The sequence below is a fragment of the Pseudomonas sp. MHK4 genome (assembly GCF_054600775.1).
In genome coordinates this window covers 288121-302563 of sequence record NZ_BAAIAK010000005.1, presented here as the reverse complement: position 1 = coordinate 302563, position 14443 = coordinate 288121, and the positions used below count along the sequence as shown (strand labels likewise).

Below are 14443 nucleotides of genomic sequence, written 5' to 3'. Positions count from 1 at the left end.
ACCCTGCGCCATACAACTAAACAGCAACACTATTTGTGGCAACTTACCCAAAAACACCGGTTGACACGTAATCCATTTCCTTTTCGCATGTAGGAACATTCCTATATTGCCATGGCAGCCCCGTCAGTTCATACGGCGCCTCAACTATCTGAGCTAAGGTGCGCGCTTTATCTGAGCTCGCATGGGATTTGATTATGAACTCCGTTTTTATCGTCGACGATCACCCTGTCATCCGGCTTGCGGTTCGTATGTTGCTTGAACACGAGGGCTACAAAGTCGTCGGTGAAACCGATAATGGTGTCGATGCCATGCAAATGGTTCGTGAATGCATGCCCGACCTGGTCATTCTCGATATCAGTATTCCCAAACTGGATGGCCTGGAAGTGCTTGCCCGTTTCAACGCAATGCATACGCCATTGAGAACCTTGGTGTTAACTGCACAATGCCCGACGCTGTTCGGGATACGCTGCATGCAATCCGGGGCCTCGGGATATGTTTGCAAACAGGAAGAGTTGAGCGAACTGGTAAGCGCCATCAAAGCGGTACTCTCAGGTTACAACTATTTCCCCAGTGAAGCCTTGAACCCGGCTCGTGGTGACGAAGCGCGGTGCGCCGAGCTTGAATTGTTCAAATCAGTCAATGACAGGGAACTCATGGTATTGCAACTTTTTGCACAAGGACGCAATAACAAGGAAATTGCCAAGGGTATGTTCCTGAGCAACAAAACGGTCAGCACTTATAAAAAACGACTCATGCAGAAACTCAAGGCCAAATCACTGGTTGAACTCATCGAGATGGCAAAACGTAACGCGTTAGTGTGAGACACAAGATGCCCAGCCGCTTGAAGGACTATCTGCTGCTCATGACAGGCTTGTGCCTGTGCACCTCGTTGCACGCCGCGCAGGCACCTGAACAATACACCTTGCTCAGTCGTTCATCGCCCCTGTACCTGGAAGTCCAGCTGGAGCAATCACAACGACGTTGGGTCGAGGGTAAACGTGAACTGATCCTGGGTACTTCAGCGCCAGACTATCCCCCCTTCGACCTGACCAGCAGCGGCCAAGACTACGAAGGATTTACCGCCGATTACGCGGGCATACTTGGCAAGGCCCTTGGCCTGCCCATCAAGGTTCAGCGCTTCGCCTCCCGGGGAGCTGCCATCGAAGCGCTCGAAAACGGCGAAGTAGACCTGCTGGGCACCGCCAACGGATTCGAGGCAAGCAACGACGACATCGCGCTATCGAGGCCCTACGCGGTAGATCAACCGGTCCTGGTGACACGTGAAGGCGAGACCCGGCCGCTCAATGATGGCCTGGCTGGTTTGCGGCTCAGCATGGTGTACCACTATTTGCCCCTGGAGGAGGTCAAGGCGCTTTATCCGAAGGCAATCATCACATCCTATCCGTCCTACCAGAACGCGATCAATGCCGTTGCTTTCGGTCAGGCCGATGTTTTTCTCGGCGACACCATTTCCACCCATTACATGATCAACAAGGGCTATCTGAACAACATTCGCATGGCCAGTTTCGGCAAGCACGAAGCCCATGGTTTCAGCTTTGCAGTGCACAAGAACAATCCCCAACTGCTCGAGATCATCAACACGACGCTCATGGCTATCCCCGCCAGCGAACGGGAAAACATCGCCAAACGCTGGAGCGCCGGGAGCGATATCCTGCTCACCGATCAAAAACTGCAGCTCAGTCACAATGAGGAACGCTGGCTGGCGCAACATCCAGTGGTCCGGGTGGTCGTCAATGAAGCCTACGCGCCGCTAACGTTTTTCGACAGTGCCGGCAACTTTCGCGGGATTGCCGCGGATTTGCTCGAGCTGATCAGATTGCGCACCGGCCTGCGCTTCGACATTCAGCGTAGCCGCAGCGACAGCGACATGATCGAGCGCATCAAAACCGATCAGGCCGACCTGATCGCCGCACTGCTCCCTAGTGCGCGACGCGATACCTTGCTGAACTTTACCCGCCCGTACCTGCAAAACTCCTACGTCCTGCTGACACGCAAGGCCCACGACAGTCCGACCAATCTCGAACAGCTTCAAGGCAAGAGCCTGGCCATTGCCCGTGGCAACCCCCTGATGGATTACCTCGGCAGCGAGTTCCCGCAGATCCGGTTGATCAAGACCCCGGACACCTTCAGCGCCGTGGAAATGCTTGCCGAAGGCCGAGTGGAAGGGGCGGTGAACTCGCTGGTGATCGCCAACTATTTCATCGCCTCGCAACTGTTCGAAACCGATCTGCAAATCAGCACCACCATAGGCACCCAGCAGGCGGCGTTCTCCCTGGCAACCGATCGCGGGGCAAAGGAACTCAATGACATCCTCAACAAGGCACTGTTGAGCATCGCGCCGCACGAGCTGGGCGTGATCAACAGTCGTTGGCGCGGCTATTCGGCCTCCTCGCAAAACACCTGGCGCAAATATCAGCGGGTGTTCTATCAGATCGTCATCGGTGCCGGATTGCTGTTGCTGATCTCCGTGACCTGGAACGCTTACATGCGCCGCCAGATCAATCAACGCAAGGCGGCCGAGCGGGCGCTGAACGATCAATTCGAGTTCATGCGCTCACTGGTCAATGGCACGCCTCACCCGATCTATGTGCGCGATCGCCAAGGACTGCTGCAAAGTTGCAACGACAGTTACCTTCAAGCCTTCAGCGCGAAACGCGAAGACGTGATCGGCAAAAGCGTGATCCAGGGCACCATGAGCAACGCCTTCGAAGCGCGGGAGTACCTGGCCGATTACCAGCGTGTGGTGGCCGAGGGCACGCCGATGATCCTTGACCGTGCGCTGCACATTGGTGGCCGCCGATTGACCATCTATCACTGGATTCTTCCCTACCGCGACTCGAGTGGGGAGGTGCAAGGCATCATCGGTGGCTGGATCGACATCAGCGAACGGCGGCAGTTGTTCGATGACCTGCGTTGCGCCAAAGAGCGTGCCGACGAAGCCAACCGGGCCAAGAGCACGTTCCTGGCAACCATGAGTCATGAAATCCGCACCCCGATGAATGCCGTCATCGGCATGCTCGAACTGACGCTCAAGCGCATCGAGCAGCAGCACCCGGATCGTCCCGCCATAGATGTGGCGTACCACTCGGCAAAGGACCTGCTGGAACTGATCGGGGACATTCTCGATATTGCCCGCATCGAGTCCGGCCACCTGAGCCTGAACCCGGAACGGGTCGATCCAGAGGAAATCGTGGCATCGGTGGCGCGTATCTTCGATGGGCTGGCCCGGCAGAAGGGGCTTGCGCTGCAATTGGAATTCAACCCGGCCAATCCGATTATCGACGTGTTGCTCGATCCCCTGCGCTTCAAGCAGGTGTTGTCGAACCTGGTCAGCAATGCCATCAAGTTTACCGAACATGGCCAGGTGAGGATTGTTGTCGCCATGCACCTGACCAGCGAGGCCAACCAGGTCCAAATGTTGCTGCTGATCGAGGACAGTGGCCCGGGGATCAGCCATGAGGATCAGCAACGCCTGTTCGAACCTTTCGCTCAAGCCGATAATACCGGACAGTCGGCCCGGGGCGGTGCCGGGCTTGGACTGGTGATCAGTCGCAGCCTGTGCGAAATGATGAACGGCAGCCTGCAGTTGAGCAGCCAACCGGGTGTGGGTACCCGGGTAAGGATTTCGTTGCCGTTACCCACACTGCCTCGCGAATCCAGGGAACAAATAGCTGCCCCCCCCATCCACTGCGCCACAGTCCCGTTGAATGTGCTGGTGGTCGACGACCACGCGGCCAATCGTTTGCTGATGTGCCAGCAGCTGGAGTTCCTGGGCCATCGATTCAGCGTCGCGGCAGATGGCCAGGCAGGATTTGCGGCATGGAAATCCGACGTTTTCGACCTGGTGATCGCCGATTGCAACATGCCGGTCATGAATGGATACGAACTGGCCCAAGCCATTCGTCGACATGAACAGCACACGCATCAGCCGCGCTGCACCCTCCTGGGCTTTACCGCCAACGCCCAGCCGGAAGAAATTCAACGCTGTAAACAAGCCGGGATGGACGACTGTCTGTTCAAGCCCTTGTCCCTGGTCGCCTTGAGTCAATGGGTCATGGGTATCAGGGGAATAAAGGAGATCAAACCAACTGTCGTCACCCCGGCCTTCAGCCTGCAAGGCTTGCATGCGCTGACGGGGGGCAACCCGGCGTCGAACCTGCGCCTGCTGACCGAACTGTTGAACAGCAATCGACTGGATCGACAGGAACTGCTGGCGCTGTCCTACACACCGGACCCGCAGCCATTTCTCGACATTGCCCATAAAATCAAGGGTGCCGCCCGAATCGTACAGGCCACTCGATTGGTCGATAGCTGCGAGGTGCTCGAAGCCACCTGTCATGAACGGTTTTCACCCGAAAAAGTGAGCGAATGCTGCAACGCCGTGGAGCGCGCCCTGCTCGAACTGGAGCAGGCATTGCTGCAACAAATCGGACAAAACGACCAAGGCACAATACCTGAGCCTTAACTATGCTTGGACCCGGAGCAGTGTGTTAACCATCACGGAGTGACCTGCATGCCCAGCCCACTGCGCCCGGATCAACGGCGATTTCCGCTGCACGTTCATATCAGCGTAATGTTCACTTTCCTGCTGTTGCTGACCGGGGTCGTGCTGGGCATCTTCCACTACCGGCAAACCACTCAGATCATTCTTTCGAGCAGTGAGAAACTATTCAGTAGAATCGAGCAGGATGTGCGCCTGGACCTGCACGCCACCTATGAGCCGATTCGACATCTGCTGAGCCTGTTGCGGCACAACCCCGCAGCCCTGGCTTCCGATTTGCAACAGCGCCTGGCCTTGCTCCAACCCTTCCGCCAGGCGCTCGAAGACAACCTCGACCTGGCGTCGCTATACGTGGGATACGACAGCGGTGACTTTTTCATGGTGCGTCCACTGCGCACGCCAGATCTGAAATCAATGCTAAAGGCCCCGGATAACGCGGCCTATCAGGTATGGAGCATCGAGCGAAACAGCAGTGGCCAGGCGCATTCACAATCCTTGTTTTTCGATCAGGACCTGACGCTCCTCAGCCGTCAGGACAATCTCGACGAAACTTATGATCCACGAAGCCGCGCCTGGTTTACCAGCGCCAGCCAGGACGTTGACCAGATCACCACCGAGCCCTACGTTTTTTTCTCCACCCACAACGTCGGCACCACCCTGGCGCGGCGCAGCGGCGAGCATGCCGTGATCGCTGCCGACCTGACCCTGGCCGAGCTCTCGGCCACACTGGCCAAACACCTGGTGACGCCGGCGACCGAGATCGTACTGTTCGATGCCCAGGGCAATGCCATCGCTTATCCCGACAGTCGTCGCCTGATCGTCGACGATCAAACCGCCCGCCTGGCCAAGGCCGCCGACCTGAGTCCCGCACTGGCAGCGCTGCTCGACAACCCCGGGCAGGGCAAGCGCCTGACGGCCATGGGGCGTGACTGGATCGTTGCCCGCAGCAGCATGCAGGAAGGCGGTCCCCAGGGGCTGCAACTGGCGATGCTGGTACCGGAAGATGAATTACTGGTCGACGCCTACCGCATGCGCTGGCAAGGCGCGCTGATTACCCTGGCGACCCTGCTGTTGTGCGTGCCGCTGGGATGGCTGACCTCCAGGGTCCTGGTCAAACCCCTGCGCGCCCTGGTGCAGGAGGCGGATGCCATTCGCAGCTTCGATTTCAACTTTCCGGCCGCGCGCCGCTCTCCGGTGCTCGAGGTCGATCAATTGAGCGTGTCCATGGCGCGCATGAAAGACACCCTGGCGAGCTTCTTCCAGATCACCGACAGCCTGAGCGCCGAGACCCGGTTTGCCCCTTTGCTGCAGCGGGTGCTGTCTGAAACGGTCAGGATTGGCCAGGCCCAGGCCGGTCTGATCTACCTGCGTGAAGGGGATGGCGATCGCATGGAACCCCAGGGCCTGGTGATCAACGACACGGCACAAGCCCTGACTTCCTTCGACCTCTGCACACACGGTTTTCAGGATGCGCGCAGCCCCGCCTGGCTGCAGCAGTTATCGACCGCTGATAACGTCGTCTGCCACCTGGGCTTCGAACAGGCGGGGGATTTGCAGAAAGTCCTGCTGGCCATGGCCTGTCCCCGGGTTCACCTGATCGGCATCCGCTTGCACAATCGTCACAACGAAACCGTCGGCCTGCTGGTGTTTCTGCTGGCCGACAGCGGCAACCAGAGCGACCTGGACAAACTACGTCCCGACCGCATCGCGTTCCTGCAGGCAGTGTCCGGTGCGGCCGCCGTGAGTATCGAAAGCCAGCGCCTGCAAGACCGGCAAAAACAGCTGCTGGACGCTTTCATCAAACTGCTGGCCGGTGCGATCGATGCCAAGAGCCCCTACACCGGTGGCCATTGCCAGCGGGTCCCGGCCCTGACGCTGATGCTTGCCCAGGCCGCGGCCGCCAGCCAGGACCCGGCCTTACGCGACTATCAGCCCACGGACGATGAGTGGGAGGCGCTGCACATCGCCGCCTGGCTGCACGACTGCGGAAAGGTGACGACCCCGGAATACGTCGTCGACAAAGCCACGAAACTTGAAACCCTGAACGACCGCATCCACGAAATACGCACCCGCTTCGAAGTGCTCAAGCGCGATGCCTGGATCGACTATTGGCAAGCCATTGCCCAAGGCGGCGACGAACAACCGCTGGCGCAACAGCGAGATGCCAGCCTGAAGGCGCTCGATGACGATTTCACCTTCATCGCCCGCTGCAACCTCGGCGGCGAGGCCATGGCCGACGCCGACCTGCAGCGCCTGCGCAGCATCGCGCAACGCACCTGGACGCGAACCCTGGATGACCGGCTGGGTGTTTCCTGGGAAGAAAACCAGCGCCAGGCGCGCACGCCTGCACCGACGCTGCCGGTGCGCGAGGCGTTGCTGGCGGACCGGCCCGAACATCTGTTCGAGCGCGCCGAAGCCGAATTGATGGCCCCGGACAATCCCTGGGGCTTCAAGCTCGATGTCCCGCGCTACAAATACAACCGCGGCGAGCTCTACAACCTGAGCATTACCCGAGGCACCTTGACCTTTGAGGAGCGCTACATCATCAACCATCACATGGTGCAGACGATCCTGATGCTCAGCCAACTGCCCTTCCCCGAGCACCTGGGCAACGTCGCGGAGATTGCCGGCGGTCATCACGAAAAAATGGACGGCACCGGGTATCCGAAACGCTTGAGGCGTGAACAGATGAGCCTGCCGGCGCGGATGATGGCGATTGCCGATATCTTCGAAGCGCTGACCGCCGCCGACCGCCCCTACAAGAAAGCCAAGACCCTGAGCGAAGCGCTGGGCATCATGGCCAACATGTGCCGGGACGCGCACATCGACCCGCAGTTGTTCGAGCTGTTCATCAATGCACAGATCTATCTGCAGTACGCCCGGCGCTTCCTCGAGCCTGGGCAGATCGATGCAGTGGACACTTCAAGCCTGCTGATCAAGGCAGGCTTGAAAGGCTGATCAGCAGTCGGTCAGGCGCAGGAAAATAGCCGCCAGTTGCTCGATACCGGCCTGATCCTGCTCGGTGAAACGCGCCAGTTGCGGGCTGTCGAGGTCTAGAACGCCGATCAGGCGACCGTCCTTGACCAAGGGCACCACCAGTTCGCTGTTCGACGCACTGTCGCAGGCGATATGCCCGGCAAACGCGTGCACGTCTTCGATCCGCTGGGTCTGCAAAGTGGCCGCCGCCGTTCCGCACACACCCCGACCAAACGGAATCCGGACGCAGGCGATCTGGCCTTGAAACGGGCCCAGCACCAGCTCTTCGTTACGATTGAGGTAGAACCCGGCCCAGTTCAAGCCCTCGAGCTGATTGAACAGGAACGCCGAAAACTGCGCGGCGTTGGCAATGAAATCGCGCTCGTCCGCCAGTAAGGATTCCAGCTGCGCGTGCAGCATGCCGTAGCCTTCGAGGCCCTGGCCGCTCTTTTGTAAATCGATCATGCCTTGTGCTCCAACAGTTTGAGCCCCACCCAATAGCGGGCAAATTGATACGCGCAACGTCCGTTACGATTGCCCCGCCCTGTGGCCCAACGCACCGCGAGGATATCCAGCTCTTCGGTGCGTTGCCACGGCAGGCCGGCCTTGGCGGCCAACTGGCCGATCCAGTGTTCGACCACGTCGAGGAAGTGCTCCTGGGTGAATGGATAGAACGACAGCCACAGGCCGAAACGGTCCGACAGGGCGATCTTGTCTTCCACCGCCTCGCTGGGGTGCAATTCGCCATCGACCCGTTTCCAGTTTTCGTTATCGCTTTCCTTTTCCGGCACCAGGTGGCGACGGTTGGAGGTGGCGTACAGCAACACGTTGTCCGGGGCCTGTTCGAGGGAACCGTCGAGAACGCTTTTGAGCACGCGATAATCGCCCTCGCCCGACTCGAACGACAGGTCATCGCAGAACAGCACGAAACGCTGCGGTAGCTTGGCGATCTGCTCGACTACTCGCGGCAAGTCCGCCAAGTGGTCACGCTCGATTTCGATCAGGCGCAAACCGGCCTGGGCGTGCTCGGCCAGCAAGGCGCGCACCAGCGACGATTTGCCAGTGCCGCGCGAACCCCAGAGCAGCGCATGGTTAGCCGGCATGCCATCGAGGAACTGACGGGTATTACGCCCCAGTTGCTCCACTTGGCGATCGACGCCGATCAGGTCGCTCAGGCGCATGTCCAGGCTGACCTGCAGCGGCAGCAGAAAACCGCTGCGCCCCTCACGCTGCCAGCGCGCAGCGAGGCAATGATTCCAGTCGATGGCTTGCCGAGGGGTGGGCAGCAGCGGTTCGATACGGGCCAGAACGGCATCGGCACGTTCAAGAAAAGCATTCAATCGGGAATCCACGTCTTCTCCTCGGGCACGTTCACAGTAATGATGGCGATACAGACACGACATAAAGCGTTCGATGAACGGTCAACCGCCCTGAAGCAGGGCTCACGGGAACACCCTGCATGATCGACTATGCTTGAGCAGCGAAGGAAAACGGAAGTGATTCAACACCCCATGGATATCAAGTTCACCAACCGCCTGTCTTACAAACAAGCGCGGCTCACCGTGCTGGTCGGTTTCGTTCTGGGTATGCTGCTCAGTGTGCTGCAAATAGGCATTGATTATGCCAGTGAAGACGCCTCCATCAACCGCGAAATAACGTCTTTGCTCGAAATCAGCCACAACCCTGCCTCGCGCATCGCCTACAACATCGACGCCGAACTCGCCCAGGAACTGACCTTGGGCCTGCTGCGCTCACCGGCGATCATCGGTGCGAAACTGACCGACAACAACGGCAATATCCTGGCCGACGTCAAGCGTCCTGGCCTGCAAAGCGGCTATCGGGTATTGAGTGACCTTCTTTTCGGGGCCAATCGGCAGTTCGAAGACCGCCTGTACCTGAATCATTTGCCCGGCGAATCCCTGGGCACCCTGCAACTGGACGTCGACACTTACTCATTCGGCTATCGCTTCCTGCGGCGGGCCGAGGTGACCCTGATCAACGGTTTCGCCCGCAGCCTGCTGCTGAGCGGCATCCTCCTGGCGCTGTTCTACGTGATGCTGACCAAGCCGTTGGTACGGGTCATCCGCGAACTCAGCGGCCGCGATCCGCGCAGTGCGCAGCCGACATCGCTGGAGTGCCCGGCGGGACACGCCCATGATGAAATCGGCGTGCTGGTGAAAGTCGCCAACCAGCAATTCGAAAACATCGCCACCGAAATCCAGCAGCGACGCAACGCCGAAAACCGCCTGACCGACTATCTTGCCCAGCTGGAAAACATCGTTTCGGCACGCACGACAGAACTCAAGGCGATCAATGCCCGGCTCAGTCAATCCAATCAGGAGCTGGAAGTCGCTCGCAGCACCGCCCTGGACATGGCCGAAGCGCGCTCGGTGTTCCTGGCCAACATGAGCCACGAAATCCGCACGCCGCTCAATGGCCTGCTGGGCATGATCGCGCTGTCGCTGGACGGCCCACTGAGTGCCGAGCAACAACAACAGCTGGCCATCGCCCATGACTCGGGCAAAGTGCTGGTGGAGTTGCTCAACGATATTCTCGACCTGTCGAAATTCGATGCCGGCCAGCTTGAGCTCGAGCACATACCGTTCGACCTGGGCTCGCTGGTCGAGGACACCGCCAACCTGCTGTCGCAGAACGCCGCGCCGAGTGTCGAACTGACCTGCCTGATCGATCCGGACTTTCCAGCGCTGGTGCTCGGCGATCCGACGCGGGTCCGGCAGATCGTCAGCAACCTGCTGTCCAATGCGCTCAAGTTCACCCGTTTCGGTCGGGTCGATGTGCGTCTATCGAACTATCAGGACGGCGTCAGCATTGAAGTCTGCGACACAGGCATCGGCATCCCTCGGGAGGCTCAGGTCAAGATCTTCCAGCCCTTCACCCAGGCCGGCGCCGGGATCACCCGACAATTCGGCGGTACCGGGTTGGGCCTGGCCCTGACCTACAACCTGTGCGAAGCCATGCACGGTCGCCTGACCATCAGTTCTGAAGCCGGTTTCGGCAGCCAGTTCTGCGCACAACTGCCGCTGCCCAGTCATACCCGGGCCCTGGCCCCGACGCCCCTGCAGGGCAAGGTCGTGGCGATTACCGCCGCCGCCAGCGGTCTGGCGGAACTGCTGGGCAGTGTCTTGCCCGGTTGGGGGCTCGATTATCAACAGCGGTCGATGGATGACTCGTTGCTCGGCCTGGACCCCGATGTACTGATCACCGATTGCCCCGAGTGCCTGTTCAACCTGCGACCCACCATCTGCGCGCCGATCCTGCTGGTGACCGCTTACGGCAGCTTCCTGCCCAGCGAAGAAGCCAGCGCCCTTTCCCCCCTGCAGCAGCAGGCACGTCCCCTGGCACGCAATGCGCTGCATCAGACGTTGCGGCGAATCCTGCAGAGGCAAACCGACATCCCCCACGATATCCGGGTCGATGCTACCCTCACGCAGCGCCGGGCGCGGGTGCTGCTGGTCGAGGACAACCCGGTCAACCAGCTGGTGGCCAAGGGCATGCTGGGTAAACTCGGTTGCGACGTGGTCGTCGCCGCGCATGGTGCCGAGGCGCTGGACCAATTGGAGAGCCGCGACTTCGATCTGGTGCTGATGGACTGCAACATGCCGGTGATGGACGGCTATGAAGCCAGTCGGCAAATCCGTCGCAGCGGTCGCTGGCCGCAGTTGCCCATCGTCGCCCTGACCGCCAACGCCATGTCCGAAGAACGCGAACGCTGCCGTGCGGCGGGCATGAGCGACTACCTGGCCAAGCCTTTCCGTCGCGAAGAACTGGCCGCCCTGCTGGAGGTGTGGATACCGGCTACGACAGCGCCTTGATTTGCCCCAACAAGTGATCCAGGCCGTCGCGCAACTCATTCAGGCGATCCAGGTCCACGCCGCTGTCGCACAACAGGCGGGCCTTTAGCGGGCCGACCTGATCACGCAGCGCCATGCCCTGGGGCGACAGGCTCAGGTGCACCTCCCGCTCATCGCGCGCCGAGCGCTGGCGCTGAACCAGTTGCAGTTGCTCAAGACGCTTGAGCAACGGCGTCAGCGTGCCGGAATCCAGCGCCAGGCGTTCGCCCAGCGCCTTGACCGTGGGCTGTTCCGGGGCTGCTTCCTGCCATTCCCACAACACCAGCATCGCCAGGTACTGCGGGTAAGTCAGGCCCAGTTGTTCGAGCATCGGCTTGTAGGCCCGAATCACCGCCCGGGACGCGGCATACAGTTTGAAGCAGAGCTGGCTGTCGAGGCTCAGTGAATCGACGGACAAGGTGTTCATTTGAGCAGGGCTTCGATCTCGCGGCTCAAGTCCTGCGGCTTGGTCGCCGGCGCGAAGCGCTTGACCAACTGGCCGTCCTTGCCGATCAGGAACTTGGTGAAGTTCCACTTGATGCCCTGGGAACCGAGCACACCCGGTGCACGCTTTTTCAACTGCACAAACAATGGGTGGGCGCCGTCACCATTGACTTCGATTTTTTTGAACAGCGGGAAACTGACACCGTAGTTCATCTCGCAAAACTCGCTGATTGCCCCTTCGTTACCCGGCTCCTGCTTGCCGAACTGATTGCAGGGAAAGCCCAGCACCACCAGGCCCTGGTCCTTGTAGGTCTGCCACAGCTCTTCGAGACCTTTGTATTGCGGGGTGAAACCGCATTTGCTGGCGGTGTTGACCACCAGAACGGCTTTGCCGGCGTAATCCGCCAGGGTTTTCTGTTCACCCTTGATGGTGGTGCAAGGGATGCTCAGGAGGTTGTCGCTCATGATTGAGGTGCTCGAGATGGGTTGATTCGACAAAGATAGCGAGCAATTGAATTGCGTGCAATGTAATTAATCGAGCCCTCAACCTGTAGGAGCTTGCTGGCGATCGGCACGCCGCGGTGTGTCAAATCCACCGCTATCGCCAGCAAGCCGGCTCCTACAGAGAATCGAGGTGATCTTATTCGCGTGGCACCAGGTCCAGGCACACGGAGTTGATGCAATAACGCAATCCGGTCGGCGGCGGACCATCGGGGAATACGTGACCCAGGTGCGCGTCACATTTGGCGCAGACCACTTCGGTGCGGATCATGCCGTGACTGACATCGCGGATCTCGACCATGGCACTGTCGCCGATCGGCGCGTAGAAACTCGGCCAGCCGCAGCCGGAATCGAACTTGGTGGCGGAGTCGAACAACGGCTCGTTGCAGCAGATGCAATGATAGACACCATCGGTCTTGGTGCCGTTGTACTTGCCGGAAAACGGGCGCTCGGTGCCCTTGAGCCGGCAAACGTTGTATTGCTCCGGATCGAGCATGGCCTTCCATTCTTCCAGGGATTTTTCCAACTTTTCCATCATCACACCTCAGCAGTTGAAAAAGCCCGATCTGTACCTTTTCCACGGATCGGTCGGCACGTATGATTGCGCCTCGTCAAACGCCAGTCTGGCAGCCAGACCACGCGCATTCAAACGGATTTATGGGTGCTGCCTCTCAAGGCGCCAGGCCTGTGTGATAACGCAGGTTTCCCAGCACGGTTGTCCACACGCCGCCTGGATCGTTCATTTTCGGGAACACATCGCCATGCAGGTCAGCAAATCGAACAAGCTCGCCAACGTCTGCTATGACATTCGCGGCCCAGTGCTCAAGCACGCCAAACGCCTGGAAGAGGAAGGCCATCGCATCCTCAAGCTGAACATCGGCAACCCGGCGCCCTTTGGTTTCGAAGCGCCGGACGAAATCCTCCAGGACGTGATCCGCAACCTGCCGACCGCCCAGGGCTACAGCGACTCCAAGGGCCTGTTCAGCGCGCGCAAGGCCGTCATGCAGTACTACCAGCAAAAGCAGGTGGAAGGCGTCGGCATCGAGGACATCTACCTGGGCAACGGCGTTTCCGAGCTGATCGTGATGTCGATGCAGGCCCTGCTCAACAACGGCGACGAAGTGCTGGTGCCGGCTCCCGACTATCCGTTGTGGACCGCCGCGGTGAGCCTGTCGGGCGGTAACCCGGTGCATTACCTGTGCGACGAACAGGCCAACTGGTGGCCGGACCTGGCCGACATCAAGGCCAAGATCACCCCCAACACCAAGGCGCTGGTCATCATCAACCCGAACAACCCGACCGGTGCGGTGTATTCCAAAGAAGTGCTGCTGGGCATGCTGGAACTGGCCCGCCAGCACAACCTGGTGGTGTTCTCCGACGAGATCTACGACAAGATCCTCTACGACGATGCCGTGCACATCTGCACCGCCTCGCTGGCGCCGGACCTGCTGTGCCTGACCTTCAACGGCCTGTCCAAGTCCTATCGCGTGGCCGGTTTCCGCTCCGGCTGGATCGCCATTTCCGGTCCGAAACAGCACGCCCAGAGCTACATCGAAGGCATCGACATGCTGGCCAACATGCGCCTGTGCGCCAACGTGCCGAGCCAGCACGCGATCCAGACCGCGCTGGGTGGCTATCAGAGCATCAACGATCTGGTGCTGCCGCAAGGGCGCCTGCTGGAACAGCGTAACCGCACCTGGGAACTGCTCAACGACATTCCCGGGGTGAGCTGCGTCAAACCGATGGGCGCGCTATATGCCTTCCCGCGGATCGACCCGAAGATCTGCCCGATCCACAACGACGAAAAATTCGTCCTCGACCTGCTGCTCTCCGAGAAGCTGCTGGTGGTGCAAGGCACGGCCTTCAACTGGCCATGGCCCGACCACTTCCGCGTCGTGACCCTGCCGCGCGTCGATGACCTGGACATGGCTATCGGACGCATCGGCAATTTCCTCAAGTCCTACCGCCAGTAACGCCTTGTCTCCGTGCGATGGCAGAAACATCGCACGGTGATTCATTCTGCAACACATGTTTACGTCCTACCCATGACGGCTGCCTCGATGCCTGTGCAATGACACATTGCCTGGTCACGTCGAGTAACCATGGGCACCCAGCCGCCGGTGACCTGACAAACAACTTCGCCGTCCCA

10 protein-coding genes are annotated in these 14443 nt (G+C 59.7%); 5 read left to right on the top strand and 5 right to left on the bottom strand.

Going from position 1 to position 14443, the window contains the following annotated elements; translation table 11 throughout:
- The first annotated feature begins 194 nt into the window (after nucleotides 1-194).
- The 3 genes from ACYP2Q_RS15680 to ACYP2Q_RS15670 are packed head-to-tail and all read left to right on the top strand — an operon-like array spanning nucleotide 195 to nucleotide 7480.
- On the top strand, nucleotides 195-821 hold the full coding sequence (locus ACYP2Q_RS15680; protein WP_459731274.1) for a response regulator: 627 nt from the start codon (nucleotides 195-197) through the stop codon (nucleotides 819-821).
- Nucleotides 822-829: 8 nt separating this feature from the next.
- Nucleotides 830-4486, top strand: coding sequence for a transporter substrate-binding domain-containing protein (locus ACYP2Q_RS15675; RefSeq protein ID WP_459731273.1), 3657 nt, complete (start codon nucleotides 830-832; stop codon nucleotides 4484-4486).
- A 48-nt stretch (nucleotides 4487-4534) separates the two neighbouring features.
- On the top strand, nucleotides 4535-7480 hold the full coding sequence (locus ACYP2Q_RS15670) for an HD domain-containing phosphohydrolase (RefSeq protein ID WP_459731272.1): 2946 nt from the start codon (nucleotides 4535-4537) through the stop codon (nucleotides 7478-7480).
- Here ACYP2Q_RS15670 and ACYP2Q_RS15665 read toward each other — a convergent pair whose 3' ends face one another.
- Together ACYP2Q_RS15665 and ACYP2Q_RS15660 are read right to left on the bottom strand one after the other, a co-directional pair.
- Nucleotides 7481-7963, bottom strand: coding sequence for a GAF domain-containing protein (locus ACYP2Q_RS15665; protein WP_459731271.1), 483 nt, complete (start codon nucleotides 7961-7963; stop codon nucleotides 7481-7483). It abuts the gene before it with no gap.
- A complete protein-coding gene (locus ACYP2Q_RS15660; protein WP_459731270.1) occupies nucleotides 7960-8850 on the bottom strand; it encodes an ATP-binding protein in 891 nt (296 codons plus the stop codon). Before ACYP2Q_RS15660 ends, ACYP2Q_RS15665 begins: the two co-directional genes overlap by 4 nt.
- A gap of 117 nt (nucleotides 8851-8967) precedes the next feature.
- Here ACYP2Q_RS15660 and ACYP2Q_RS15655 point away from each other — a divergent pair, with 117 nt between their 5' ends.
- Nucleotides 8968-11331: a hybrid sensor histidine kinase/response regulator gene (locus tag ACYP2Q_RS15655; protein WP_459731269.1), complete on the top strand. Its 2364-nt coding sequence runs from the start codon at nucleotides 8968-8970 to the stop codon at nucleotides 11329-11331.
- On the opposite strand, the gene ACYP2Q_RS15650 is transcribed toward ACYP2Q_RS15655, so the two are convergent.
- From ACYP2Q_RS15650 to msrB, 3 genes are all read right to left on the bottom strand, one after another.
- On the bottom strand, nucleotides 11315-11776 hold the full coding sequence (locus tag ACYP2Q_RS15650) for a MarR family winged helix-turn-helix transcriptional regulator (protein WP_459731268.1): 462 nt from the start codon (nucleotides 11774-11776) through the stop codon (nucleotides 11315-11317). The genes ACYP2Q_RS15655 and ACYP2Q_RS15650 overlap by 17 nt on opposite strands.
- Nucleotides 11773-12258: a glutathione peroxidase gene (locus ACYP2Q_RS15645; protein ID WP_459731266.1), complete on the bottom strand. Its 486-nt coding sequence runs from the start codon at nucleotides 12256-12258 to the stop codon at nucleotides 11773-11775. The genes ACYP2Q_RS15650 and ACYP2Q_RS15645 overlap by 4 nt, the downstream gene beginning before the upstream one ends.
- Nucleotides 12259-12433: 175 nt before the next feature.
- A complete protein-coding gene (msrB, locus tag ACYP2Q_RS15640) occupies nucleotides 12434-12829 on the bottom strand; it encodes a peptide-methionine (R)-S-oxide reductase MsrB (RefSeq protein WP_323607032.1) in 396 nt (131 codons plus the stop codon).
- A gap of 226 nt (nucleotides 12830-13055) precedes the next feature.
- On the opposite strand from msrB, the gene ACYP2Q_RS15635 reads away from it, so the two are divergent.
- Entirely contained in the window at nucleotides 13056-14267 is a 1212-nt protein-coding gene (locus ACYP2Q_RS15635) for a pyridoxal phosphate-dependent aminotransferase (RefSeq protein ID WP_459731265.1), read from the top strand.
- The last annotated feature ends 176 nt before the right edge of the window (nucleotides 14268-14443 follow it).

What these genes read in the sequence shown, in the direction of transcription:
- ACYP2Q_RS15675 (WP_459731273.1), top strand. Translation starts at nt 830, where the DNA reads ATGCCCAGCCGCTTGAAGGACTATCTGCTGCTCATGACAGGCTTGTGC.
- msrB (WP_323607032.1), bottom strand. Translation starts at nt 12,829, where the DNA reads ATGGAAAAGTTGGAAAAATCCCTGGAAGAATGGAAGGCCATGCTCGAT.
- ACYP2Q_RS15680 (WP_459731274.1), top strand. Translation starts at nt 195, where the DNA reads ATGAACTCCGTTTTTATCGTCGACGATCACCCTGTCATCCGGCTTGCG.
- ACYP2Q_RS15665 (WP_459731271.1), bottom strand. Translation starts at nt 7,963, where the DNA reads ATGATCGATTTACAAAAGAGCGGCCAGGGCCTCGAAGGCTACGGCATG.
- ACYP2Q_RS15650 (WP_459731268.1), bottom strand. Translation starts at nt 11,776, where the DNA reads ATGAACACCTTGTCCGTCGATTCACTGAGCCTCGACAGCCAGCTCTGC.
- ACYP2Q_RS15670 (WP_459731272.1), top strand. Translation starts at nt 4,535, where the DNA reads ATGCCCAGCCCACTGCGCCCGGATCAACGGCGATTTCCGCTGCACGTT.
- ACYP2Q_RS15645 (WP_459731266.1), bottom strand. Translation starts at nt 12,258, where the DNA reads ATGAGCGACAACCTCCTGAGCATCCCTTGCACCACCATCAAGGGTGAA.
- ACYP2Q_RS15655 (WP_459731269.1), top strand. Translation starts at nt 8,968, where the DNA reads ATGCTTGAGCAGCGAAGGAAAACGGAAGTGATTCAACACCCCATGGAT.
- ACYP2Q_RS15635 (WP_459731265.1), top strand. Translation starts at nt 13,056, where the DNA reads ATGCAGGTCAGCAAATCGAACAAGCTCGCCAACGTCTGCTATGACATT.